This window comes from Bradyrhizobium sp. USDA 10063, from assembly GCF_054063735.1.
This window is the reverse complement of sequence record NZ_JBSSGP010000002.1, coordinates 1,064,422-1,086,436: the sequence shown is the minus strand read 5'-3', so window position 1 is coordinate 1,086,436 and position 22,015 is coordinate 1,064,422. Positions and strand designations below refer to the sequence as shown.

The 22,015-nt window shown below is 60.1% G+C and carries 19 protein-coding genes, 1 tRNA gene and 1 pseudogene; 12 read left to right on the top strand and 9 right to left on the bottom strand.

The genetic code is table 11. The features are described 5' to 3' along the window. Positions 1 to 54 precede the first annotated feature (54 nt). Positions 55 to 672, top strand: coding sequence for a hypothetical protein (locus ACVJGD_RS07010; protein ID WP_456633662.1), 618 nt, complete (start codon positions 55 to 57; stop codon positions 670 to 672). Here ACVJGD_RS07010 and ACVJGD_RS07005 read toward each other — a convergent pair. Further along, positions 640 to 1,740, bottom strand: coding sequence for an acyltransferase family protein (locus ACVJGD_RS07005; RefSeq protein WP_456633661.1), 1,101 nt, complete (start codon positions 1,738 to 1,740; stop codon positions 640 to 642). The two genes, ACVJGD_RS07010 and ACVJGD_RS07005, sit on opposite strands and share 33 nt — an antisense overlap. Positions 1,741 to 1,824: 84 nt before the next feature. Beyond that, positions 1,825 to 2,037: a hypothetical protein gene (locus ACVJGD_RS07000; protein WP_456640590.1), complete on the bottom strand. Its 213-nt coding sequence runs from the start codon at positions 2,035 to 2,037 to the stop codon at positions 1,825 to 1,827. Here ACVJGD_RS07000 and ACVJGD_RS06995 point away from each other — a divergent pair. Beyond that, complete coding sequence (locus ACVJGD_RS06995; protein WP_456633660.1) at positions 1,957 to 2,553, top strand: antitoxin MazE family protein; 597 nt, start codon at positions 1,957 to 1,959, stop codon at positions 2,551 to 2,553. The two genes, ACVJGD_RS07000 and ACVJGD_RS06995, sit on opposite strands and share 81 nt — an antisense overlap. After that, positions 2,550 to 2,903, top strand: coding sequence for a type II toxin-antitoxin system PemK/MazF family toxin (locus ACVJGD_RS06990; RefSeq protein WP_456633659.1), 354 nt, complete (start codon positions 2,550 to 2,552; stop codon positions 2,901 to 2,903). Before ACVJGD_RS06995 ends, ACVJGD_RS06990 begins: the two co-directional genes overlap by 4 nt. Before the next feature lie 39 nt (positions 2,904 to 2,942). Here the strand turns inward: ACVJGD_RS06990 and ACVJGD_RS06985 are convergent, their stop codons facing one another. Then, positions 2,943 to 3,581, bottom strand: coding sequence for a TetR/AcrR family transcriptional regulator (locus ACVJGD_RS06985; RefSeq protein ID WP_456633658.1), 639 nt, complete (start codon positions 3,579 to 3,581; stop codon positions 2,943 to 2,945). 61 nt (positions 3,582 to 3,642) lie between these two features. On the opposite strand from ACVJGD_RS06985, the gene ACVJGD_RS06980 reads away from it, so the two are divergent. Next, positions 3,643 to 4,584 (top strand): alpha/beta hydrolase family protein, encoded by a 942-nt coding sequence (locus ACVJGD_RS06980; protein WP_456633657.1) that lies wholly within the window; start codon positions 3,643 to 3,645, stop codon positions 4,582 to 4,584. Between the two features lie 421 nt (positions 4,585 to 5,005). Here ACVJGD_RS06980 and ACVJGD_RS06975 read toward each other — a convergent pair whose 3' ends face one another. Further along, positions 5,006 to 5,179, bottom strand: coding sequence for a hypothetical protein (locus ACVJGD_RS06975; RefSeq protein ID WP_456633656.1), 174 nt, complete (start codon positions 5,177 to 5,179; stop codon positions 5,006 to 5,008). Between the two features lie 329 nt (positions 5,180 to 5,508). Here ACVJGD_RS06975 and ACVJGD_RS06970 point away from each other — a divergent pair, with 329 nt between their 5' ends. The 4 genes and pseudogenes from ACVJGD_RS06970 to ACVJGD_RS06955 all read left to right on the top strand — a co-directional run bounded on the left by ACVJGD_RS06970 (position 5,509) and on the right by ACVJGD_RS06955 (position 9,567). After that, positions 5,509 to 5,673, top strand: a complete 165-nt coding sequence (locus ACVJGD_RS06970; protein WP_456633655.1) for a hypothetical protein — start codon at positions 5,509 to 5,511, stop codon at positions 5,671 to 5,673. Positions 5,674 to 5,807: 134 nt separating this feature from the next. Next, positions 5,808 to 6,476, top strand: a pseudogene (locus ACVJGD_RS06965) (hypothetical protein); the annotation flags it as partial. A 439-nt stretch (positions 6,477 to 6,915) separates the two neighbouring features. Next, on the top strand, positions 6,916 to 7,416 hold the full coding sequence (locus tag ACVJGD_RS06960; protein WP_456633654.1) for a calcium-binding protein: 501 nt from the start codon (positions 6,916 to 6,918) through the stop codon (positions 7,414 to 7,416). 504 nt (positions 7,417 to 7,920) lie between these two features. Next, positions 7,921 to 9,567 (top strand): di-heme-cytochrome C peroxidase, encoded by a 1,647-nt coding sequence (locus ACVJGD_RS06955; RefSeq protein WP_456633653.1) that lies wholly within the window; start codon positions 7,921 to 7,923, stop codon positions 9,565 to 9,567. Positions 9,568 to 9,589: 22 nt separating this feature from the next. On the opposite strand, the gene ACVJGD_RS06950 is transcribed toward ACVJGD_RS06955, so the two are convergent. Further along, positions 9,590 to 10,429 carry a class I SAM-dependent methyltransferase gene (locus tag ACVJGD_RS06950; protein WP_456633652.1) on the bottom strand — a complete coding sequence of 280 codons (840 nt, stop codon included), beginning with the start codon at positions 10,427 to 10,429 and terminating at the stop codon, positions 9,590 to 9,592. A 157-nt stretch (positions 10,430 to 10,586) separates the two neighbouring features. On the opposite strand from ACVJGD_RS06950, the gene ACVJGD_RS06945 reads away from it, so the two are divergent. Continuing rightward, a complete protein-coding gene (locus tag ACVJGD_RS06945; protein ID WP_456633651.1) occupies positions 10,587 to 13,970 on the top strand; it encodes an AAA family ATPase in 3,384 nt (1,127 codons plus the stop codon). Further along, a complete protein-coding gene (locus ACVJGD_RS06940; RefSeq protein ID WP_456633650.1) occupies positions 13,961 to 14,497 on the top strand; it encodes a sterol desaturase family protein in 537 nt (178 codons plus the stop codon). Before ACVJGD_RS06945 ends, ACVJGD_RS06940 begins: the two co-directional genes overlap by 10 nt. Before the next feature lie 97 nt (positions 14,498 to 14,594). On the opposite strand, the gene ACVJGD_RS06935 is transcribed toward ACVJGD_RS06940, so the two are convergent. Further along, positions 14,595 to 17,501: a hypothetical protein gene (locus ACVJGD_RS06935; RefSeq protein WP_456633649.1), complete on the bottom strand. Its 2,907-nt coding sequence runs from the start codon at positions 17,499 to 17,501 to the stop codon at positions 14,595 to 14,597. A 551-nt stretch (positions 17,502 to 18,052) separates the two neighbouring features. Further along, on the bottom strand, positions 18,053 to 18,553 hold the full coding sequence (locus ACVJGD_RS06930; protein WP_456633648.1) for an Lrp/AsnC family transcriptional regulator: 501 nt from the start codon (positions 18,551 to 18,553) through the stop codon (positions 18,053 to 18,055). Between the two features lie 83 nt (positions 18,554 to 18,636). Here ACVJGD_RS06930 and ACVJGD_RS06925 point away from each other — a divergent pair, with 83 nt between their 5' ends. Together ACVJGD_RS06925 and ACVJGD_RS06920 are read left to right on the top strand one after the other, a co-directional pair. Further along, positions 18,637 to 19,809 carry an MFS transporter gene (locus tag ACVJGD_RS06925; protein ID WP_456633647.1) on the top strand — a complete coding sequence of 391 codons (1,173 nt, stop codon included), beginning with the start codon at positions 18,637 to 18,639 and terminating at the stop codon, positions 19,807 to 19,809. Between the two features lie 158 nt (positions 19,810 to 19,967). Next, positions 19,968 to 21,095, top strand: coding sequence for a hypothetical protein (locus ACVJGD_RS06920; RefSeq protein WP_456633646.1), 1,128 nt, complete (start codon positions 19,968 to 19,970; stop codon positions 21,093 to 21,095). 2 nt (positions 21,096 to 21,097) lie between these two features. Here the strand turns inward: ACVJGD_RS06920 and ACVJGD_RS06915 are convergent. Further along, a tRNA-Ser gene (locus ACVJGD_RS06915) sits at positions 21,098 to 21,187 on the bottom strand. A 173-nt stretch (positions 21,188 to 21,360) separates the two neighbouring features. Continuing rightward, positions 21,361 to 21,561, bottom strand: coding sequence for a hypothetical protein (locus ACVJGD_RS06910; protein ID WP_456633645.1), 201 nt, complete (start codon positions 21,559 to 21,561; stop codon positions 21,361 to 21,363). Between the last annotated feature and the right edge of the window lie 454 nt (positions 21,562 to 22,015).

The window sequence follows — 22,015 nt, the reverse complement described above, 5'->3', positions numbered from 1 at the left end:
ACCGGCTCAACCCATGGCGGTGCTGCACCAAGCATCATAGGTGAGCGGCTCGGAATGTTCGCCATAAACGGCGCCTTTCCGGGCTCGTGCGCGGGTCAACATAAATATCCGTCGCTCAACGCCGTTTCACTCTATGCGATCGTCAACGCGATCTCCTCGGGCGATTGGTCTGCACAAACGCGGACCGGAGAACCGGTCCACGATTCGTCTCTCGGTAACCTGCAAGCGACGAACTTTCCGAGCGTCACTCACATTGGCCTGGAGTATGGCGCTAACGAATTCCGCTATGACCGCCCGATCGGATCGGACGACGATGTCGGTGACGAGACCTTCAAAGGGGCCCTCAATCATTCGATCAGGCTTCTGCTGAAATCCTACCCAACGGCGCGGGTCTTTCTCATCACGCCCTGGTGGTTGCCAACCTACGACGATCGTGACAGCGACGTATATCCGAATGGGCTAGGAATCTTTCTCCGCGATTACATCGCCGCCATGCTGCGCGTGGCGGCAATAAACCGCATCCCATGTCTCGATCTTTTCAATTCAAGCGGAGTCGGCAAGGCCAACTATCGGGCCCTCACTCACGACGGAGTGCATCCGAACAATTGGGGTGTTCTGCTCCGGGCAGTCCAGATATCTTCATTCATTTCCACAGGCGTCCAGCGGCCTTGACGTCGAAGCGAGAGACAGCAATTGCTGCTGCCCTGGTTCGATTGCGCTCGCCGGCGAGGGCTGTTTCGAAGCCAGCCGTCGGCCCATGGCGATGAAGGGCTTCTCGATATAGCGCCAGGAGAGCCAGGCCATCGGCGTCGTCAGCGCGACCGCCGCGATGGTCGCTACTGAGATCGCGAGCAGGACGGGCAGCCCCCTCGCGTCGAGCAGCCGGATGGCGAGCGCCATGCCGATCGGGTGAAGCAGATAGAAGCTGTAGGAGATGCGGCCGTAGAAGCGGACAGGGCGGAGATCGAGAACCGCAAAGAGGCCGATCGAGCTTCGAAAGGCGACCAGCAGCACGAGCAGCGAGGAGCTCAAGGTCTCCAGCGCAATGATCGGCGCGGTCTGTTTCTGTGATCCGCAGAAGCAGAGCAGGGCGATGGCCGCGATCGAGAGGATCCAGGCGGCAGCCGTGCGGAGCCGCTCGGCCGTCCGCCCGCCCTGCATCTGCAGAAGGACGCCGGCGACAAAGGCGTAGAGCGGCGCGAGGCTGGCAACGCCGCCAAGCAGATGCACATAAGGGCCCCAGAAGGAGAGGCCGAACAGCACTGCGATCGACACGATGAGCGGCTGCCGGCCGAAGCGCTGGAAGATCCAGACCGACAGCAGGATCACCGGCGTCGCAAAACACTCGACGGTCATCGACCACATCACGCCGTTGATGTCATGGCGGACCATGATCGCGTTGAGCACGACGTTGAGCGGATCGAATTTCCCCTCGTAGCCGACATAGAAGCCGTATTGATGGTGGAGTAGCGTCAGCAAAGCGACCACCGCAATCGCTGCCGGGAAGAGCCGGAACAGGCGATGTCGCAGAAACGTGATCGGATTCGGATTGTTCTGCAGCGAACGCGCCAGCACGAAACCGCTGAGCACGAAGAACATCACGACCGGCGCCATGCCCGTCACGTAGGTGTCGGTGAACAGGCTCGTGATGTGATAGCCGACGACCGAGACCGCCGCGATGCCGCGCAGCGATTCAAGGCGAGGCAGAAAACCGAGTTTTCCTGACTTGCTTGTGCTCACCTGCCCATCCGGGACTGCCGCCATCATTGTCGCGTAACATTCCGCGCAGAGCTTGGCTACTGTGGCGCGCCGGGCACGCGTTCACTACCCCTTGGGCCCCGAGGCGCTGTTGAGCCATTGCCGTGTTTCTTCGTCGGTCCAGCCGGGAACGGCAATTCCCTTGGGCGGAGCAATGGGGGGCGGGACGGGCTGTTCGAAACGGAAGTGCCGCTCGGGATGTCTGGCGCGACGGACCGTCGCCGCCTCGGCAGCGGCGCACAGCATGATCAGCACGCCCAAGCAAAGAACAAATCGCATCGGATATCCTCCGCTTCGACCGGATGTTGGCGCAACGCGAACGCTGCCTGCCATGCAGAATTTGGTCGCGGCGGGCTTCCCAAAACGCGCACCTTTTTTCACGAAAGCGGCAACGATGCGCCTTCCGAGGCGCTCACTGTGCGCACCGATTTGCTCTTTGCGCGATACGCGCCCAGTAGCGCAGAGAGTTCTCTACGTCGCAGAAAACCGCAGTGTTGGGCTAGGCAGGCACTCGGCGCTTGTGATACAGTTACATGTAACCATCATGAAGTAATCCTTTCAAAGGAAGTCATGACCTCGGCATCGAAGCCCAAGTCCTCACGAGGGAAGGTGAGGCAACATCGTGCACGCTTGCGAGCTCAGGGTTTGCGCCCTATCCAGATCTGGGTGCCGGATGTGCGTGCACCATCGTTTCGATCGGAAGCGCATCGCCAGTCGCTAGCTGTGGCGGCGAGCGTTCATGCGCAAGAGGATCAGGCATTCATCGATGCGGTATCGGATCGAGGCGATGAATGAGACGCGGCGACATCTGGAGCGTCGCGGGCGGCAAGGATTATGCGGGCAAGCCGCGCCCGGTGGTCATCGTGCAGGACGACAGTTTCGACGCGACGGATTCGATCACCATCTGCGCATTCACGACCGACGCGACTGAAGCGCCCTTGTTTCGACTGCCCGTTCAGCCGAACGAGCACAACGGTCTGCGCGCGACCTGCCGGCTGATGGTGGACAAGATCACCACCGTTCCAAAATCCAAGGTCGGCACACGGATCGGTCGTCTGGATGACGGAGATGTGCTGCGCCTTAATCAGGCGATCCTCGTTTTCCTCGGCCTGGCCGTATCGCCCAGGACGAAGCGCAAGGCTTAGGCCGTCGCGCGCTGGGTGGCGGGAACGCTCGATCGGGCGTCAGACAGCCCGGGCTCGGATGGTCCGCCGGACCTTGGCAACCTTGATTGACTTGAGTGGCGCCGGCATCAGCCCGCGAACCAAGTGGGCGGCCGCTGCTCCGGCGGTTTCCATGTAGCTTGGATCCCGATGCAGCAGCACGACGGCAAATGCGCCATCCAATAGCAGGATGACCTGCCGCGCGAGCTGCCGGGCTTCCCGCGCGGTGATCGCCTCTTCGAAGATGGAGCAGAGCCAGTCTTCGACACGCTTTTTGTGGGCGCGCCCGATCACCATCGCCGGATGGCCGGGCAGGTTGACCAGCTCGACCGAGGTGCGCAGGAAGCCGCACCCCTTCCACTTTGCGTGTCGCGCCGACCGCGCGAGATTACCGAAGATCGCTTCCACCTTGGCCGCCACGTCGCCCTCGGCCTCGGCGAACCAGCGCTTGAACAGGGCCAGATTTGGCTGGTCACGGATTTCGAGATAGGCCGCGATCAGATCGTCCTTGCTGCGGAAATGATAGTAGAGCGTCCGCTTGGTGAGGCCGGCCTTCTCCGCCACCGCATCGACGCTGACGGCGCGGATGCCTTCGCCGTAGAACAGCTTGCCGGCGGCTTGAAGGATGCGTTCACGCGTCGAACGGCCAGTCTCGCTCATGGCCCTATGTATACCGACCAGTGAATATACACAACGCCGTCGACCTCGTATCGTCGCGCGCATGACCAAACTGGCGTTGCGCATATCGATCGAGGACGGGATAGCCGTCACAATTGCCTGCCGGGATGGCGTCACCATCGGCGGGCATCTGTGGCTTGCGCCGGCCGGCGCGTCCTTCGGCAGCATTATCGTCAATGCGGCCACGGGAGTGGCGGCGCGCTATTACCACCGCTACGCGTGCTTCCTGGCCAACCACGGCTTCGATGTCCTCACCTATGACTATCGCGGCATCGGCGCTTCGCGGCCGGCCCGCCTGAGAGGCTGCGGCTATCGCTGGCGCGACTGGGGAGAACTCGATTTCGAGGCGGCGCTTTGCTTCATGCACCAGCGGTCGCCGTCGGCTCGCCTCATCGTTGTCGGACACAGCATCGGCGGTTTCCTGCCGGGCCTGGCCAAAAGCGCTGGCCTGATCGAGCGGATGCTGACGGCCGGCGCACAATATGCCTGGTGGGGCGACTATGCGCCGCGCCGGCGCGCCGGCCTGTTCCTCAAATGGCATGTCGCCATGCCCATCATGACCGCGCTCTGCGGCTACTTTCCCGGCCGCAGGCTCGGCTGGCTGGAGGATCTGCCCGCCAGCGTCGCCAATGAATGGAGTTTTCGCGGGCCGCGCTTCGAGCGCAGCCATCCGCGCGGGGAAAGGCAAGCCGTTCTCTCACGGATGGCGGCGCTGACGGCGCCGATCCTTGCGATTGCCGTGTCGGACGACGAACTCGGCACCGTGCCCGCGATCCGCCGCACGCTTGGCTATTACACCGGCGCGCCGCGCACGGCCGTGCTGATCGAGCCGTCCGACTACGGCCGCAACACGATCGGCCATTTCAATCTCTTCCACGACAGTCACGCAGCCGGCTTCTGGACCGACACGCTCCTGTGGCTCAGGGACGGCCGCAATCCCTGGCCGGGGCATGTCCTTGTCTCTGTCCGTCCCGATGGGCCGTAGCTCGACGCGAGACCGTGTTCAACGTGCCCCAGAAAGATACGCCGCCGGGCTTGAAATACGCTGTCCCGGCGGCGCCCTGTCTCATACTGGGCCCCTGAAATCCCCAGTAGCCATTGAAGTGCAACGCGTATGCCACAGGGGTATGACGGAAAACGGACTTATTTGATCCCGTCGCGGGAATAGGCCGGCATTGTCCGGTGTATCGCTAATGGTCAGTGCCCCTCTGCAACTTTTGCTCAGTTGGAGCGTAGCTCTGCCATGAGGGAAGATTTGATCCGGTTTCGTCAGCTAGCTCAGGAATGCAAGGACCGGGCAGCCGAGGCTCGCAGTCCGGCGGACGAAGATGCCTGGCTGACGCTCGCAGCCGATTGGCTGGCGCTTGCAAAGGCCAATGAGGCCGCAGAGTCTGGTGAAGACGCGCCTACGGGCCGCGCTGCATCCGGTTGACGGCGACCAGAAGCTCGGGCCGCTCCAACACTTCCACCAATCGATCGAGGATGACCCGCTCGTTATTGCGCGGTCGCGGCTGCAAATATTCTTCAAGTATGCCCTGGGCATCACGAACGGCCTGAAGAGCTAGCTGCTCATCCGTCATTCTAGTCGCCTCCAGAAGTGGCTAATGCAACCCAACACAATTGAGCAAAATACGGTTCCATTTTGCTTAATCTTTGTTTGCGTGGGGCATCTTGCCGCAAGCATGCCGGAAAAACGAAAGCTCCGATCTTATGAAGGAACTCATCCGAGGGCGAAGCGCGTCAGAGCAGGGAGTGGGAAGTCGTAACCCTCCCGGATCCGCTGAAGCATCCTTGCCCTCCCGCCGAGCACATTAAATGTGATTGGACATTATGCAACTTCCGATTTAATTTTTTATTCGTTATTTAAATCGGCCCGCCCGCCACTTTGGGCCGCAAAAAGAGAATTAGCATGGCTGAAATCAGGAATGCCAAGTCCAATGCATACGTACAAGCCGATTTCGGTCAGCAGAAATTCTCAGTTTTCTGCAGCAAATTCGCAATGAATGCGCTTCCGGCGCCAGTGGCAGCCTCAACGGCAAGAGCAACATTAATCAATCGGGCGGCGGCGCGCTAAGAAGGCAGATTGATATTTGTGCGGGGGCAACGCCGAATTCCATTATTTAATTGTCATTTATTTCGCGTGTCGCGGAATTGATCCGAGCGCTCAGCTTTGACCGACATCGTTAGCCGGATGCCAAGGAGGAAACTATGGCGAATACCAATCAAATTAAAAGCCTGGCCCAGCAATTGGTGGGAACGGACTCTCTTGCAGATCCCCGAGCGCTCGATTGGCTTTCCCTTATAGATCCCGTCAACAGTCGGATCATTGGCACCAGACACGCCGATGTCCTTAGCACACAGGCTGACGGCGACATTGTGTGGGGCCTTGCCGGCAATGACCGCTTGAGCAGCGCGTTCAACCGGACAGCATTGATCGGCGATCGCGGCGACGACACTCTCACAACCAATGTTGTTGTCCCGCAGCAGGGCGATGCGCCACTGCACGGACTTGCCATTCAGTTCGGCGGAACAGGCAACGACGACCTCGACGCCACTGTCACTCTTCAGGGTGCAACCACGCCGCAAAGCGCGGAACTGACCGCAGACGTGCTGCTCGACGGCGGCAGCGGAAACGACACGATCAACGTCACGGCAAATGTGGCGCCTTTTATCTTGGGAAGCGTAACCGTCAGAACCGATGTGATCGGCGGAAGCGGCGACGACACCATTCATGTCGTTGCAGACGGTCGTAACGCTCTCAAAAACAGCATCGCCAAGAACACCGTCGACGGCGGATCCGGCGATGACCACGTCACAGCTCATGCCGAGACGGAATTCCATGCGATCGGCGGCACAGCCAGCAACGTACTCTTCGGTGGCGACGGCAACGACGTATTGGATGCGAGCGCTGAGGGGCGATCCAATTCCACCGATTTGGTGACAAATGAGCTTCACGGCGGCCGAGGCGACGACGTATTGCACGCTTTCAACCTGACAGACTCCAATACCGGCGCGCCGGTCGGTATCAACCAGCTCTGGGGCGATGACGGCAACGACACCCTCGAGGCTATTCATTCCACCGATGGGGAGAACGCCGTTACTGATGTCACCAATTATCTGGATGGCGGGAGAGGCAATGATAGCCTGATTGCGAACTCCACCGCGCTTGGCGGATTCGTTCGCGCACTCAATCAGCTCGAGGGGGGCAGTGGAAGAGACAGCCTCACGGCCCATCTCGACGCTGTGGCTCACGGTGGAATTGGTCCCGGCGGCGATCGCTACAATGTCGCGAATGTCCTGAATGGCGGAGCTGGAGATGACGAGCCTCACCGCGTTTCTTTCGGCAACTCCCAATCCTGCTGTTACCGACAACTCTGTTGCCGAGAACCGTCTGGATGGCGGCGCCGGAAACGATGTCCTGGCGGCAACCGTTGCGCCGGGTTCGATCGGATCAAGCCTCCTCAGCGGCGGCGCAGGCAATGATCAACTCACGGTCTTTGGTGGGTCAGGAAACGTCCTCAATGGGGGCGATGGCCGCGACACGCTCACGAGCGGCATCGGAAACGACGACATGTTTGGCGAACGCGGCGCGGATACGTTCGTCTTCGCCGCCCAGAACGGCCATGACACGGCCGATTTCGAGACGGGGCGAGATAAAATCGACCTTACGGCCTTGGCAGCGAACAACGTCCACGACTTTGACGACTTGAATATCGAAGTGACCGGTGGAAACACCATCATTCACTTTGACGCGAATAATGACGTCACCATTGCCGGCGTTGCGAATCTCGGCGCGAGTGATTTTTGGTTCGCGTAGCTGACGTCCTGGTGACCAAGGGAGCCAACAATAGGCTGATCGTTACCGACTCGGTCATGCATTAGGAAAGCAATGCTGACACATGAGTTCTCAAGCACTGTGCAAGATGGCGATCGCTGAACCCGTAACGCGTATTGGCCGGGGAGGTCGCGGCGATCTCATTCCTGTCAGCGACCGCCGTCTTGGTGCGCGCTTCGGGCTCAGGGCGGCGACCTCACTCCTTATTTACTCTAATCGGTAGTATGGTGTAGCTTCAACTCAACGGCGCTGAGAGATGCAAGCAAACAATGGGTCTGGAGCGCTCGCTCTAGGCGCAGCTATATCGGGATCCCGCACGATCGCAGATTGGGTTACGCAAAGAAGGCTTTAAAGCAAGATTGTTTACTGATGACGCTGAGCCGGCAAAGGCCGCGATTTTTTCGACGCCATTTCTGCCCCGTTAATCGCGGCAATCTGACCGACTTGGTGTAGGTGCCTAGAGCTTCATTGCAATCGAGGCCGAACATGAAAGTTGGTTTGCGCGTACCGTTACTCGCGATTGCAGCGTTATTGTTTCTTTCCAGTATCGCGGTAACCCAAGACAACACGGTTCGGCAAAATCCGGTGCATCTGCCGCAGGGGTGGAGTACCGACACCCTCAATCGTTGGCACTTCATTTCTCAGGGCACGCCGCTCATCCCCTACGAGTGGTTTCTAGCGCTCGAACACGAACAGCCGGGGCACACGACGCCGATCCGCTCGCCCGAGAATCTGCAGAGGCTGGGCTTTCTCGCCGAGCCTGCGCGCCCGGGCGACAACGAGGACGGCCTTCCCGTCGGGCTTTACAAGCTGCCGGTGAACTTCGACGACAGCAAATACGTGTGCTGGAAGGGAAATTGGCTCGGATTGGGCTGCGCCGGGTGTCACACCGGGCAGGTCAATTACCGCGGCCAGCAGATCCGTATCGAGGGGGGGCCTGCCCATATCGACATCGATGGATTTGTCGAACAAATCAAACGTTCCTTGGCCAAGGTGCTGCTAGACCCAAGAGCGACCGCGAGTTTTGTAGGGCGGGTGCGCGCTCCAGCGGCTGACGTGCGGAGCGGCTTGGCCTGTTTTGCTAACGTCTTCAAGCTCCAGAAGGTGTTCAGTGAAGCGGTGCGCGAAGGCAAGGATGATACGGCGGCGGGATTCGGCAGATTGGATGCACACGGGAAAGGCCTCAACCAGCTCCTTGCGGCTCCCCTGGGCGAGGTCAAGAATTATGCACCGCTAGTCGCGCCGGTCCGGTTTCCCGCGCTGTGGGATACTCCGTACTTCAATTGGGTGCTGTACAACGGCTCCATCCGCCAGCCGCTGGCGCGCAACGTCATCGAAGCGCTCGGCGTCCAGGCTCCGATCCAGCATAACACGATGCTCGGAGACCGCGTGGTGCATGCGATCCAGATGGACAACGTGATCTGGGGTCAGCGAATGCTGATGGATTTGCGATCACCTCCCTGGCCAGAGTCGATCCTCGGCATGCTTGACCAAAAGAAAGTTGCACGTGGCGGCCAACTATACGCAAACGCATGCGCCGACTGTCACGACGCCCGTCCTACCCGAACGCGCTCCGAGGGAAGCGCTTGTGAGGAGATCCGAATCCCGCTGTTCGATCTTGATACGATCGGGACCGATCGCGAGCAGGCGACGACGTTCAACAAGCGCAGGATATCGCTGGAAAAGATACATGGGCCGCCCGATATCGCCAATTACAAGGCAGCCGAAACCGTCACGAAGCACATCGACGAGCAATGGATTAGCCAGTCTCCGGCAAATGCAGCTCTCGCGGAGGAGATCAATTGCGGCCGTCCAAACTCCTTCCGGGCGCCGCTCGCATACAGGGCCAGGCCGCTCAATGGCATCTGGGCGATGGCGCCGTATCTGCATAACGGCTCTGTTCCATCGCTCTATGACCTCTTGCTTCCGCCGGACCAGCGACCCAGGAAGCTTTATGTCGGCAACTGGGAGTTCAATCCAGAGATCGTGGGATACGACATGAAGAACCAGTTTCCGGACGCGTTGCCGATCGATACGGCAGCGCGCGGAAACTCAAATGCCGGGCATGAATACGGAACGGATCTGAGCGAGGAGGATCGCAAGGCGCTTATTGAATATCTCAAGACGCTGTGAGCCGGACGCCAGCCCGGTCCGTTCACTCCTTGCGGCAGGCGAAGCAGAAGTATCTGCATTCCCCGCTCGCAAAGGAAGCGTAAAGCTCCGTGCCCGGAGTGCCGGCGAACTCTTTCGAGAGTCTCAGCAGCGGCCGCGGCGAGATCGCCATCGCCAGCGCGTGCCGTCGCGAACTGTCGAGTTCGAGAGCTCGGACCACGTTGGCTGTGATTTCATGCTCGTCGATGAGCAGCAACCGCGCTTGCCGCAAAGCTTCTCGGGGAAACACGTTTTTTGGCGCGTCTTCGAAGCACGCCATCAAGAAGTCGCCACCGGGCCTGAGGACCCGATAGACTTCATCGAGAAACCGTCCCATGTCGCCGTAGTGCTGCGCACTCTCGATGTTCAACACCACATCGAAGCTGTCGTTCGAAAAAGGAAGATTGCACGCATCTGCGACACAAAATTCCAGGTTCTCCTGGTCCGCATAATGGGCTGTGCTGAATCGGATTGCCGCCTTGCAGATATCGGCTCCGACAAAGGCACGGGGACGCAGGAACCGCGCGACGTATGATGCCCCGCCGCCCCGGCCGCTTCCCACTTCCAGAACTTTCCTTCCTGCGATCGCAGTCCCGGACAGCACGTGGTGGTAGAGCTGGATCGGATACCGGTTGGGCTCGTCCTCTGGTTGCAGCGGGATCTGCTGTCCGTCCAGGGAAGCGTAGCCGTAATTGAGGAAGGTCACGGCGGCTTGCCTGTCGAGTTTGCTCAGCAGGGAGTACCACGTATTCGTAAAGAGGTAGTGCGCGGCACGCGAATAGAACAGCTTGAGGGCAGCCGTTTCGAAGAGGCTCGTCCCTGTCGGGGTCAGATCCTGTTTCACGAGCGAGCAGCCCCACGCGAAATTGCGTCGCTTCCGACAGAAGGATGCGCCCCGGTATGGCACACGTCAACGGCGAAGAGCGCCGGACGCGATTGACTTCGTTCGCAAGTGAGGTGTACCCTAATTTTACTGGTGCAATTGATGCTGGACCCGCGTCATGACTGGGCAGGTTGCTGCCTGGTTGGAGAAGGTCGGCCTCCCGCAATACCTAAAGCCCTTTTCCGACCACGGCATTGATTTCGATGTCCTTCCGGAGATCACAGACCGCGATCTGGAGAGCATGGGCATATTGCTCGGGCATCGGCGCAAACTGCTGCGTTCGATCGCCGAACTAGACGCTCCGAAGTCGCGCCTTCCTGCGCCGGAAACCGAAGCGGCGCCCACTGGGGAGCCGGAGCGCCGCCAGCTCACGATCATGTTCTGCGACCTCGTCGATTCGACCGCTCTTTCGCAGCGGCTCGATCCCGAGGAGCTTCGCGAGCTTCTACAAGCGTATCGTGACGCCGCCACGGCGGTCATCACCAGCTATGACGGAGTCGTAGCGAGATTCCTGGGCGACGGGATCCTTTCATACTTCGGCTACCCTTCAGCCCACGAAGACGATGCCGAGCGTGCGGTCCGAGCGGGGCTCGAGACGATCGCCGCGGTTCGGGCGATTGACACGGGGCGGCAGGAGCGGCTGGAAGTCCGTATCGGCATCGCGACCGGGCTCGTCGTTGTCGGCGATCTGATCGGAAAGGGCACTTCGAGCGAGCAGGAGGTGATCGGAGGGCCCCCCAACCTGGCGGCGCGCATGCAAGCACTCGCAGATCCGGACAGCGTCGTCATCGCTTCCTCCACGCGCCGGCTGCTGGGAAACCTGTTCCAGTTGCGCGAGTTGGGAGTGCGCGAGATCAAGGGGTTCAGCGAGCCCATCGAGGTCTGGGCGGTGGAAAGCCCCTTTCTGCTCTCAAGTCGCTTCGAGGCTTTCCGGTCCGCCCGCCTCGTCGGGTTCGTCGGTCGTGAACAGGAGATCGACCGGCTTGCCGAATGCAAGCAGAGGGCTTGGCGAGGCCAAGGCCAGATCGTCCTGATTTCCGGCGAACCCGGCATCGGCAAGTCGCGGCTTGCGGCACATTTCTTCGACGAGCAGATCGCCTCGGAGCCGCACATTCGGTTGCGCTATCAGTGCTCGCCGCATCACCGCGCCAGCGCGCTTTATCCGATCATCGCTCAGCTCCAGAGGGCCGCGAAGCTCGGCGCCGCCGATACCACCGAGGAGCGGCTGCGCAAACTCGAAACGCTTCTGGCGCCCGCCGACGGGCAGGCGCAGACCCTAGTGCCCATCTTTGCGAATTTGCTGTCGATACCCACGGACGGGCGATATCCGCCGCTCGAGTGGACGCCGCAGCAGTTGCGGCGTAACACGCTCACGGCGCTCATCGAGCGTTTGCAACGCTTGAGCGCCCGAGATCCCGTATTCTGTATCTTCGAAGATCTGCACTGGGCGGATGCGACTTCGCTCGAGCTGCTCGATCTTGCAGTAAAACAAAGCGATCGGCTTCGCCTTCTGATTGTCATTACATTCCGAGGCGAATTCTCGCCGCCGTGGACGGGCCTGCCGAACGCAACGACGCTGGCGCTCGGCCGCCTCAAGGAGACCGATGTCGAACGGATGATTGAGGAGGTGATCGGAAGCCGCTCGGTGCCTTCCGAACTTATCACTCAGATCGCAGACAGGACGGACGGAATTCCCCTGTTCGTCGAGGAATTGACGCGAACCGTGCTCGAAATGGGCATCCTTCACAAAGGAGATAACGGCCGCTATCGGATCGACGGCAGTCTGCCGCGCTTCTCGATTCCCTCGACCCTGCAGGATTCGTTGATGGCGCGGCTCGACCGTCTCGGACCGGCGAAGGAAGTGGCGCAGATCAGCGCCGTCATAGGTCGCGAATTCTCGGATGTGTTGCTGCGTGCCATCGCCGAGAAGGACCAGGCCGAGCTCAATGCCCGACTCGCCCAACTCGAACGCGCCGAACTGATATTCCAGAGCAAGCAGCCGCCCGAAGCAGTCTATGCCTTCAAGCACGCCCTGGTGCAGGACATAGCTTATGAGAGCCTGCTCAAGAGCCGCCGGCGGAGATTGCATGAGCGGATCGCCGAGACGCTCCGGGACCTCTTTCCCGAAACTGCTGCCGCCGCGCCCGAAATCGCCGCGCATCACTTCACGCAAGCGGGACTGGTGGAGGAGGGGGTGGAGTGGTGGGGCAAGGCGGGCGACCGGGCTTTGCGCAGCTCGGCTTATCACGAGGCCATCGCGCATCTTACGAAAGCCATTGGCCTCGCGGAGGCGCTGAGCGAGGGCCGCGCTGGCCAGCTCCGCCGGCTGCAATTGCAGATTGCCTACGGCAACGCGCTCATCTCGACGCGCGGATACGGAGCCCCGGAGACATCGGTCGCCTTCACGCGGGCCCGCGAACTTGCATCGGGGCTCAAGGATGCTCCCGAGCGCTTTGCGGCCTATTATGGTCTATGGGTGGGCAGCCTGGTTCGCAGCGAGCTTGGATCCATGCAGGAGCTCGCACAGGCTTTCCTTTGCGATGCGGACGATCGGCCTGGCTCGCCGGAGGCGGGGATCGCACATCGCGTCAGCGGCATGACCCGCTGGTTCGAGGGCAACTTCTTCGAGGCCAAGCGGCACCTCGAGCAGGCGCTCGACATCTATCGATACGAACACGATCGAAATCTCACATTCCTGTACGGACACGACTACGGCATCGCGGCGGCGATTTACCTCGCGCTGGTGCTCTGGCCGCTTGGCGAAGTGGACCGGGCCGAACAGTTGGCGCAGGAGGCGATCGACCGTGCCGCGGACGGCGGTCATGTCCCGACGATGGTTTACGCGCATTTCCACAAAATCGTTCTCGAAGCGGTTCGTGGCAGCCCCAAACGGGCTAAACCGAACGTCGATGCCGTTATCGAGCTCAGCCGCGAGCACGGGCTGCTGCTCTACACGCGGGCGAGCAAGTTCTGGCTCGGCTGGATCCGCTGGCACACCGGCGAGAAAGAGGCTGGGCTCCGCGAAATGCAGGACAGCATCGCGCTGCCGCTCGTCGGGAAGATGGTGACGGGGCTCTATGTGCCGTTGACCTGGACACTACTTGCTGAGGCAAAGGCCGGCGAGGGGCAGTTCGACGACGCTCTGACAATTCTCGATGAACAACTCGTCGAGGTGGACCGAACCGGCCAGCAATGGTTGACCGCGGAGATCCACCGGCGGCGCGGCGAGCTGCTGCTCCGCAAAGACCGGAGCGATCCGGTCGCCGCGGAGGCGGCCTTTGCGCGCGCCATCGAAACGGCGCGTCGCCAGCAGGCCGCAACGTTCGAGCTGCGGGCCGCTCTCTCGCTTGCCAAATTGTATCTGGCAAGGGACGCCAGCGAACAAGCGCGGCAAGTGCTCATCCCCGCGGCGGGGAAATTCGCGAGCGCGCAGGAGCTACCGGAGGCGCGCGAAGCCAAGGAAATTCTGGGCCGTTCGGCAAAGACAAACCCATGCGATTGAACAGATTTGTCTATTTTGCCGATTTCGTCGTCTATCCTCTTGTCATCGTCATTCTGTTCGCGGCTGCGTTGCGCCAGCGATCGCCTCCTTACTGGGCAGAGCTGGCCGCCGGTTGCGCCTGCGGGGTTGCCGTCTGGAGCTTGCTCGAATACCTCATTCACAGGTTCGCCTTGCACGGCATCGCTTACTTTGCCGCCATGCACGAAATGCATCATTCTAATCCGCGCGCACTGGTCGGCTCACCCGTCTGGCTGAGCCTGGGAGCGTTTTGTTGTGGAGCGCTCTTGCCGCTCTGGCTCCTGATCGGTGTCAGGGACGCATGCAGCGTGACGGCGGGACTCATGCTGGGATATTTCTGGTTTGGTCTGCTTCACCACAGGATCCATCACAGCCATCCGAGCCGCGGCACCTATCTCTGGAGATTGAAGCGCCGTCATGCGCTCCACCATTATGGCAGGACGCCCTGCAATTTCGGGGTAATTACCAGCGTCTGGGATCGCATGTTCGGTACGTTTCGCACCGAGTAACCGAGCCGCGCTGCAGCCCGCAAGAACGTTCCGAGTGAGCACTCTTTTGGCCGTCGGACGTTTCTCCGAAGCTCGGGGGGAAACGTCCGGCGTACCACTACCGTGCCACATCCTTCGCGGAATTCATTGTGATCTCGGAACGCGGCGGAAGACCAAGCGCCGTTTTCAAAGCGCCAAGTTCTCCGGGGTTTCCGCAATCGCCAAGTATGTCGCCAAATTTTGCGCGAGTGCGATCAGAGAGCACCAGCCCAAGCGGAGGGTTGATGCCGGGCTTTCCGTCCGGGGAGACATCGCACATGGCCAAGTGCACGAATTGCGGCGAGTCGTTTCCGCCGCTTGGCGCGATTGGAATGCTGTCGCTGGGGTAGGTGGTAGCTTTGCGTTTCGTCGGGTCCTGCAGCGCTGGTTCGACTTTTCCCTCGCCTTGGCAGATCGAGGCGGCGAGCTCTTCGGCAGCAATGGTGCCATGGGACTCGCGGACCGACATGATGCCGATCAAAGGTGCGCTCAATTCATTGACGAAGCCAAAACCGAAGCCTTCCCCCTCGTTCTTGGACCAACGATCGGGATCGATCAGCTTGAGGTAATTGGCCTGATCAGTTGGGTCAGAATTGGCGGTCCTCGGTTCGAAGATCGAGATCGTGCATCCGTTTCCCTCTCGCCGGGCGCGCACAAGTGTCCGATCCTTCCTCAGCCCGGGGTCACTGCTGATTTGCAGGATGACCAGCTTGACCTTGCTTTTGAAACCAGGTTTGCCATGGTCGGGATCCATTGCGTCGATCGCGAATATCGCTTTGCGGGCGAGCTCGAGCGCAGTCTGGGCGCTATAATTCTCGAAATACCCACCGTCGATGACATAGCCCCTGTTGTGGCTCGGCGTTGTGGCGCTCTTTAGATTTCCGGCCGGCGACAGGTAGGTGAACCGCGAGCTGTTGTGAGCGGCGGTACTCAGACGCACGTCGGAGTTGAGAACCTGCAATGCGTCGTAGCTGTCGATGAACACGTCGCGCTCGATCTTGAGGTGGCTGGTGATGATCCTCCGCCCGGTCTCCAGGTGGGTGGCGTTCAGCAACAGCGCGGGTCTCCAGGATTGAGGCGTGCTGTCTTGCCTGATGGCAGGAAAGAAACTGAGGAATTTGTGGGATAGCAACCCATCCGTGTCATTGTCGGTCTTGCTCGCATACTCGAGACCGAGCTCGAGCGCTTCGCCCCTGTCGATCGGCCTGAAGTAAGGCAGGACATTGGCCGGTCCGTCACTGAAGACCATCGCTGCCAGGCCCGGAGCAAGAAAGTCCTCCCGGAGATAGCGGGTGGGCTGCACCTTGGTGCCGTTGACTTCGTGATCGTGGAGCGACGCGGTGTAGGCGGCCGCACCGATACTGCCTCCGGACACGCCGCTGATCGCAAAGAGAAGATTGCGCATCAGATTCTCGGTAGGGATGTTCCGTTCCGGGGGGCCGAGGTGTTCTCGGCTGAAATCCGTTTCGAGCGCTTCGAGGATTGTTGCGGTCCAGTACGCCGCGCGGATGCCGCCGCCTGCCGTTGCTACGATGAACAGCGGAACAGGCTCTTCTTTCGGACGAACGGAATGGTATGCCCGTTCGGCCTGCACGTACCAGGCACGAGCCGCGCTTGCGACGTCTGGCCGTTCGGAAGGACTTCCAACGGCCGCCCAATCCTTGCCCGCCTTCGCCGCGCTGCATTCGCCGTCGCATAGTCGCACGCGATGGAAGGTGTGGGTAAACGACGCCACGATTGCGAGGCAAACGAGAACACACGCGAGAACGGCGGTGACAGCCCGCGGCGCAACCTTATAGCCGGCGCCTCTCGCATAACGTGCCAGTCCGCTTATCGACAGGTCGAGCAGATTGATCAGTGCAAGCAAAGCGCCGAAAGAGAAACAGGCGATTGTGAGTGATCCGAACATTCTCCCGATCTGCACCGGCCAGTTCCAAACCGCCGCTCCGGCCACCACCATTGGCGCCGCCAGGACAAGTGTGCAGAAAATCGTAACATTGCGCTCGAACGTCTCGTCTTGCTTCCGAGCCTCGGAGGGAGCGTCTTTGCCGAGCGGCACCTTGTTCCGCAGCACGCTAATCACGATCAGAAAGACCAGGGCGGAGGCGGCTATATACAAGGTTGCCGATGAGAGACCCGGCTGGTTGTCAAGCAGCGACGAGACAACAAGGCCCGACAAGATAGCAAACTCGAGAACTCCCGTAACATACGTCCATTTCCGGGCACTCAATTGTTCGTCTCTTGGGTATCGATGTGACACAAATCCCTTGTCCAACAGCCAAGCGAAAATCGTCGCCAGCACAATTGCAAGAGGTGCCGCTAGTATGGGCCACCATTTGATAGCGCCTTGCGTGTCGGGCTGATTCCACGCCGCGAGTGAAAGGCTGATCGCCGCGAGAAAATGGGCCCCAACACCGACGAGGCGGGGTCCCCAGAAAAGCAGCGCTTGCTCCTTCTCAGGCTTGCGAAACGACCTGTCGAGGCCGACGCGTGCAGACAGCCAGTTGTTCAGAGCCCAGTAAATGAGTGCGAGGCCTAAGAAGACGAATCCTTTCTGATACGGGTCCATCAGGCCGACGCTAAGTTCGCGTCCTTGATCGTTGAAGAGCAACAGATAGGTCGCAGCAACGATAACGGTTATTGGCAGCCACATTGCCGCGACGATCCTGCTGTAGTGGCGCACTCGCGGCGCGTCGGCGACCCATCTTACAGCCAAGAGCGATACATAGATCTCCGCTGCCAACGCCGCCAGGTTCGCGGCGAGACGCCAGCCCAGCCATTCAAGGAGGCCGCACGCCATAATGGCGATGGCCATTCGGTAAAGCAGAGGACGGTACTGCAGCACAACTTGAATGAACTGCGTGATTCCGCCTCTCACGCCGTTCCCGCCTGTTGGCAGGGGACCTATCAGGAAACGCTGGAGCCCTAGGGCCAGCGAGATGGCGAAAATGCAGAATCGGTCAATGAGCTTAGAAACCTGACTCATCTCTAATCCCCATCGGTTTGAACCTGCCTGGGACTCGCCGGCGCGCGAGCTGAAAAAGATGGTCACCGCTCTACAATAATAGCACCGCCGGCGCCGGTGAATGTGAACTGGTTCGCATTCCGCTCCCCAAAAGTGCGGACGGAATTCTTGTCGGCGGATCAGCACAATTCGATCCCGCCGGGTTGCGAATCCGGGCCTCCCTCAGAAAACGTCGGTCACTGAGCCTGAACTATGCCAACGCTCCTTGACCTTTAGCCAAGGGCGATTGCGTGCCGAGACTGCAGTCACACTAAGGTAGAGGCCAACACCATCAGCCTACTTTCCTGGAGCCCACGGAAAAAACCACGAACGACACGCAGATTGTGATCACCGCTGACGAATGGCTAGAGACAATCTTTCGGGATAAAATGTTGTTTTTATTGAATCTTCTGAACGTCGGCGAACGGTGGAGAGCAATATTCTCGCGGGCCGTACGGGATACCGATGAGAACTATATCTTCTCCATAGCCCTCTAGAGCCCTCCTTAATGCAAGTTTGGCGCGGAGGCCCCCTCAATCGGGGGACGGTCCACGTTCGAGAAACGTGGAAAGCGCGATATAGCTGCGTACTGATCGGACGCCATCAAGGCTCTGAATCTCCATAAGGAAAGTCTCCAGTGACTCAGTGTCGGCAGCCCGCACCTTCACGAGCACGCAGCCATCGCCCGCAACCGTGTGTAGCTCCTCGACTTCTGGCCGATTGGTGAATTTGAGAAGTTCACGCGTCGCCTTGTAGTTGCCCGTATCGATCACGAGGAACGTTAGAAGCGTCCGGCCCAGCTTGCAGCCATCGAGTATCGCAACGGTTGCCTTGATCACCCCGTCCCGCTTCAAGCGTTTCACGCGGTCATGTACGGCAGGAGCGGAGAGGTTCACGGTCTTGCTCAGTTCGTTGTAACTGCGCGACGCATCCTCTGCGAGCGCGCCTAATATTTTTCGGTCGGTTCGATCGAGTTCGACCGGATTATGGCGTATCTGCCGAACGACGTCTGTTTCTTTCTCAGATTCGTCCATAGCGACCCTCTCTCCGAACAGGAATTCCCATATGCGTAATTCTACCGAATAAAATTCGGACGACAAAGCATATTGGAGTTCCCATGCCACTCGCACTTCTCGCGCTGGCTGTCGGCGCTTTCGGGATAGGTCTCACCGAATTCGTCGTCGCCGGCATTCTTCCCCAGATTGCCACTGCCTTCGGTGTCGACATTCCGACTGCCGGTCTTGTCGCCACCACCTACGCCCTCGGTGTGTTCATGGGCGCGCCGCTTCTGACGGTTCTAGGCGCGAGGGTTCCCCGCAAGACCATGTTAATCGGCCTGGCCCTTGTCTTTACGCTCGGCAACGTCATCACCGCCCTTGCTCCGACGCTGCAGGTTGCGCTGGTAGGTCGGATCATAACCTCGTTCAACCATGGCGCCTTTTTCGGTATTGGTTCGATCATCGCGGCGTCGTTGGTGGCGGCGGGCCGACAGGCCAGCGCAATTGCCTTCATGTTTTCGGGGCTTACGCTCGCCAATCTCTTAGGCGTTCCCGTAGGCACATGGCTCGCTCAGGTCTATGACTGGCGGCTCGTGTTCTGGATAATTGCCGGGATCGGTCTCCTCACCATCGTGAGCGTTGTCCTGCTGGTCCCGCGCATCGAAAAGGGAAAGGCCATCGCACTGCGTGCGGAGCTGCGCGCCTTTATCGATCCTCAGGTGCTCCTTGTCATGGGGATCACGATTTTCGGTCCAGCGGCCTTTTTCACCTCCATCACCTATATCGCCCCGATGGTGATCGGAAAGGCTGGGTTTTCGGACGCGGGCGTAGCGTGGCTGATGGTGCTTTTCGGCCTCGGTCTGGCGGTCGGCAACTGGATGGGCGGACGTTTCGCGGATCGCTCGCTGTTCGGCACGCTGTTTGTCACGCTGGCGGCGCAGGGATTGGTGCTCATCATCTTCTGGATGGGTGTCGAAAGCAGCGTGGTAGCCTTTGCCTCGGTATTCCTCATGGCAGCGTTCGGCTTTGCGACGGTTTCTCCCATCCAGAAGCTGGTGATGGACCGGGCCAGCCAGGCCGGCGCTCCTACAATGGTTGCTTCGGTAAACATCGGCATGTTCAATCTGGGCAATGCCATCGGCGCATGGGCCGGCGGCGCAACTATCGCTGCGGGGTTTGGTCTGGCATCTCCGAACTGGGCCGGAGCCATCCTGTCTTTTGTAGCGCTTGGCCTCGCCGTCCTGGCGCGACTGAGCGCGCGTAACGAGTATTCGACGGCGGCCGCTGAATGATCGGGAGGGGCAGCACGAGGCGCCGTTGCCGTGAAGTGCCGCCAAGCTTGTCTTTGACGCGGGTCACCAACTGCGCCATGGACCGACGCAAGCCACATAAAGGGAAGGAAAGGTCGACCGAAGTTATGCTTAGTCGACGGAAGTTGTTAAATACGACGATGAACGTTGCAGCGTTATCTACGCTCATAGGCGGCATATTCGCAGCGAAAGCGGAAGGCGGGAAGACCATGAAATATCGGGGTGTTGTTTATGACGTCGGCCTGAGGTTCGTTGCCGACCAGCCCTATTCGGTCGAGCCCTTCAACCCCGTACTCGTGCAACACGACATCACTGCAATTGCCAAGAACCTCCATGCAAACGCTGTGCGGATCGAGGGCGAAGAGATTGAGCGCCTGGTAACGGCGACCCGCATTGCCCATGCTGTCGGCCTGACCGTCTTCTTCAATCCCTGGAAGATGAATGTTCCGACCAGCGAGCTTGCCGCCTATTTCAGGGAGGCGGCGCGAGCGGCCGAGCAGCTCCGAAAGGAAGGCACCGACATCGTTTTCGTTTGCGGTTGCGAAATCACCTTGTTCAATCGAGGCATCTTCCCTGGTAGCACGGTGATGGAGCGCGTGGCGTGGATGAGCGCCCTGGGTGGGGCCGATAGAGAGACGGAAAGGTTCAAAAACTTCCTCGAGAAGTCGGGGATGATCAATGGCGTGCTCCGTCCGATCGTCGATGCGGTGCGTTTGGAATTCGGTGGCTCCGTGACGTACTCCTCCGGGACCTGGGAGACTGTCGACTGGAGCCCGTTCGATATTGTCGGTGTCGACTATTATCGGAATGGGGAGCCGGCGAACGAGTATGTTGCCGGATTAGATCGTTTCCGCGCCGGCAAGCCGCTCGTCGTTATGGAGGTAGGATCCTGCGCCTACGAGGGGGCCGCGGCTCGTGGCGCTGGCGGCTTCATGCTCTTAGAAGGGCAGAATGCTGACGGCACAGGCAAATTCGCAGGCGGCGTTGTCCCGACACGCAGCGAGCGGGAGCAGGCCGACTATGCCGGAGAGCAACTCGAGCTCCTGTCGAATGCAGGCATCGATGGCGTCTTCATCTATGTGTTTTCGTTCCCGAGCTGTCGCCTTGGTGAAGGCGCGAGGGACCTCGATATGATGAGCTTCTCGCTGGTCAAGACGTTTCCAGAAGACGATCCGAGGTCGAAGCAGATGCCGCCTTGGGCGCCGAAGGAGGCCTTTCACCGCGTCGCCGATTTCTTCCGGAAAATGCCGCTATTAAAACCGCAGTGATATGGCGGAAGGGGTGGGATTCGAACCCACGGTACCCTTGCGGGCACGCCGGTTTTCAAGACCGGTGCCTTAAACCACTCGGCCACCCTTCCGGATCAGGAATTCAGTCGCTTACCGTAGGGCTGGGTCGAACGCAAATCGAACGTGGACCCGATGGCCCAAGAGCTTTGGCCCGCATCCAAGCCGCGCACGCAGCCCTATCGAATTCTGGGCCCCGGCCGGAGGCATGCTGGCGCTGGCGATCGGCCGTTCTGCGCCCGCCGGTTCACGCTGGCGGGCCGCTCCAGTCGAAGCGGCAAGCTGAAACTGGAGGATTGGCCAAGCTTTGCACAGCCAACCTTTCCTCGTTCAAGCGCCTTTCGACAAACCCACGCTCAAGATCCGAGAGATTGGTCCCAAGCAGCCGCCGATAGCGGCTGATGTTGTTGTTATGGGCCCGCAGACGGGCGACTTTCTCGTCGGTCATCGAGCATCCCTGGTCAGATTGCGGTTCGGTCGGCTTAGCCTGGGCGTCTGATGGTTCGCAAAATTGCGCCGCCGGGCTCGAAATACGGCGTCCCGGCGGCGTTTGTCTCAACTGGTGCCCTGAAATCCCAGCACCAGCATTCTAGCAAGACCGCGCGACCTCACGTGTGAGGTAGTTCACAAGACGTGAGGGCGGCCCGGACCTGGCTGGCGGGTCCTTCTCAATGGCGCCTTGCCTGAAGCAGGGGAGTCATTTGCCACCCACTGATCGAGACGACGCGGAATAGGGGGAGACGAAAGCGGCTCGCGAGGGCAGGGAATGCTGCCGCAATATCGATCGCGGTCTCGTTGCAGAAAAGACAGGCTCTGCCTGTAGGTGTTCGGCGGGCATTGACAGCGCAATGTCCGCAACGTTTGGGAGCCGTAAGCGGCCCGTCCTAGCCTAGCTCAGCGCG

What these genes read in the sequence shown, in the direction of transcription:
- ACVJGD_RS06910 (WP_456633645.1), bottom strand. Translation starts at nt 21,561, where the DNA reads ATGACCGACGAGAAAGTCGCCCGTCTGCGGGCCCATAACAACAACATC.
- ACVJGD_RS06935 (WP_456633649.1), bottom strand. Translation starts at nt 17,501, where the DNA reads ATGAGTCAGGTTTCTAAGCTCATTGACCGATTCTGCATTTTCGCCATC.
- ACVJGD_RS06945 (WP_456633651.1), top strand. Translation starts at nt 10,587, where the DNA reads ATGACTGGGCAGGTTGCTGCCTGGTTGGAGAAGGTCGGCCTCCCGCAA.
- ACVJGD_RS06990 (WP_456633659.1), top strand. Translation starts at nt 2,550, where the DNA reads ATGAGACGCGGCGACATCTGGAGCGTCGCGGGCGGCAAGGATTATGCG.
- ACVJGD_RS06970 (WP_456633655.1), top strand. Translation starts at nt 5,509, where the DNA reads ATGGCTGAAATCAGGAATGCCAAGTCCAATGCATACGTACAAGCCGAT.
- ACVJGD_RS06920 (WP_456633646.1), top strand. Translation starts at nt 19,968, where the DNA reads ATGAACGTTGCAGCGTTATCTACGCTCATAGGCGGCATATTCGCAGCG.
- ACVJGD_RS07000 (WP_456640590.1), bottom strand. Translation starts at nt 2,037, where the DNA reads ATGCGATTTGTTCTTTGCTTGGGCGTGCTGATCATGCTGTGCGCCGCT.
- ACVJGD_RS06995 (WP_456633660.1), top strand. Translation starts at nt 1,957, where the DNA reads ATGTCTGGCGCGACGGACCGTCGCCGCCTCGGCAGCGGCGCACAGCAT.
- ACVJGD_RS06930 (WP_456633648.1), bottom strand. Translation starts at nt 18,553, where the DNA reads ATGGACGAATCTGAGAAAGAAACAGACGTCGTTCGGCAGATACGCCAT.
- ACVJGD_RS06960 (WP_456633654.1), top strand. Translation starts at nt 6,916, where the DNA reads ATGACGAGCCTCACCGCGTTTCTTTCGGCAACTCCCAATCCTGCTGTT.
- ACVJGD_RS06985 (WP_456633658.1), bottom strand. Translation starts at nt 3,581, where the DNA reads ATGAGCGAGACTGGCCGTTCGACGCGTGAACGCATCCTTCAAGCCGCC.
- ACVJGD_RS06980 (WP_456633657.1), top strand. Translation starts at nt 3,643, where the DNA reads ATGACCAAACTGGCGTTGCGCATATCGATCGAGGACGGGATAGCCGTC.
- ACVJGD_RS07010 (WP_456633662.1), top strand. Translation starts at nt 55, where the DNA reads ATGTTCGCCATAAACGGCGCCTTTCCGGGCTCGTGCGCGGGTCAACAT.
- ACVJGD_RS06940 (WP_456633650.1), top strand. Translation starts at nt 13,961, where the DNA reads ATGCGATTGAACAGATTTGTCTATTTTGCCGATTTCGTCGTCTATCCT.
- ACVJGD_RS06925 (WP_456633647.1), top strand. Translation starts at nt 18,637, where the DNA reads ATGCCACTCGCACTTCTCGCGCTGGCTGTCGGCGCTTTCGGGATAGGT.
- ACVJGD_RS06975 (WP_456633656.1), bottom strand. Translation starts at nt 5,179, where the DNA reads ATGACGGATGAGCAGCTAGCTCTTCAGGCCGTTCGTGATGCCCAGGGC.
- ACVJGD_RS06955 (WP_456633653.1), top strand. Translation starts at nt 7,921, where the DNA reads ATGAAAGTTGGTTTGCGCGTACCGTTACTCGCGATTGCAGCGTTATTG.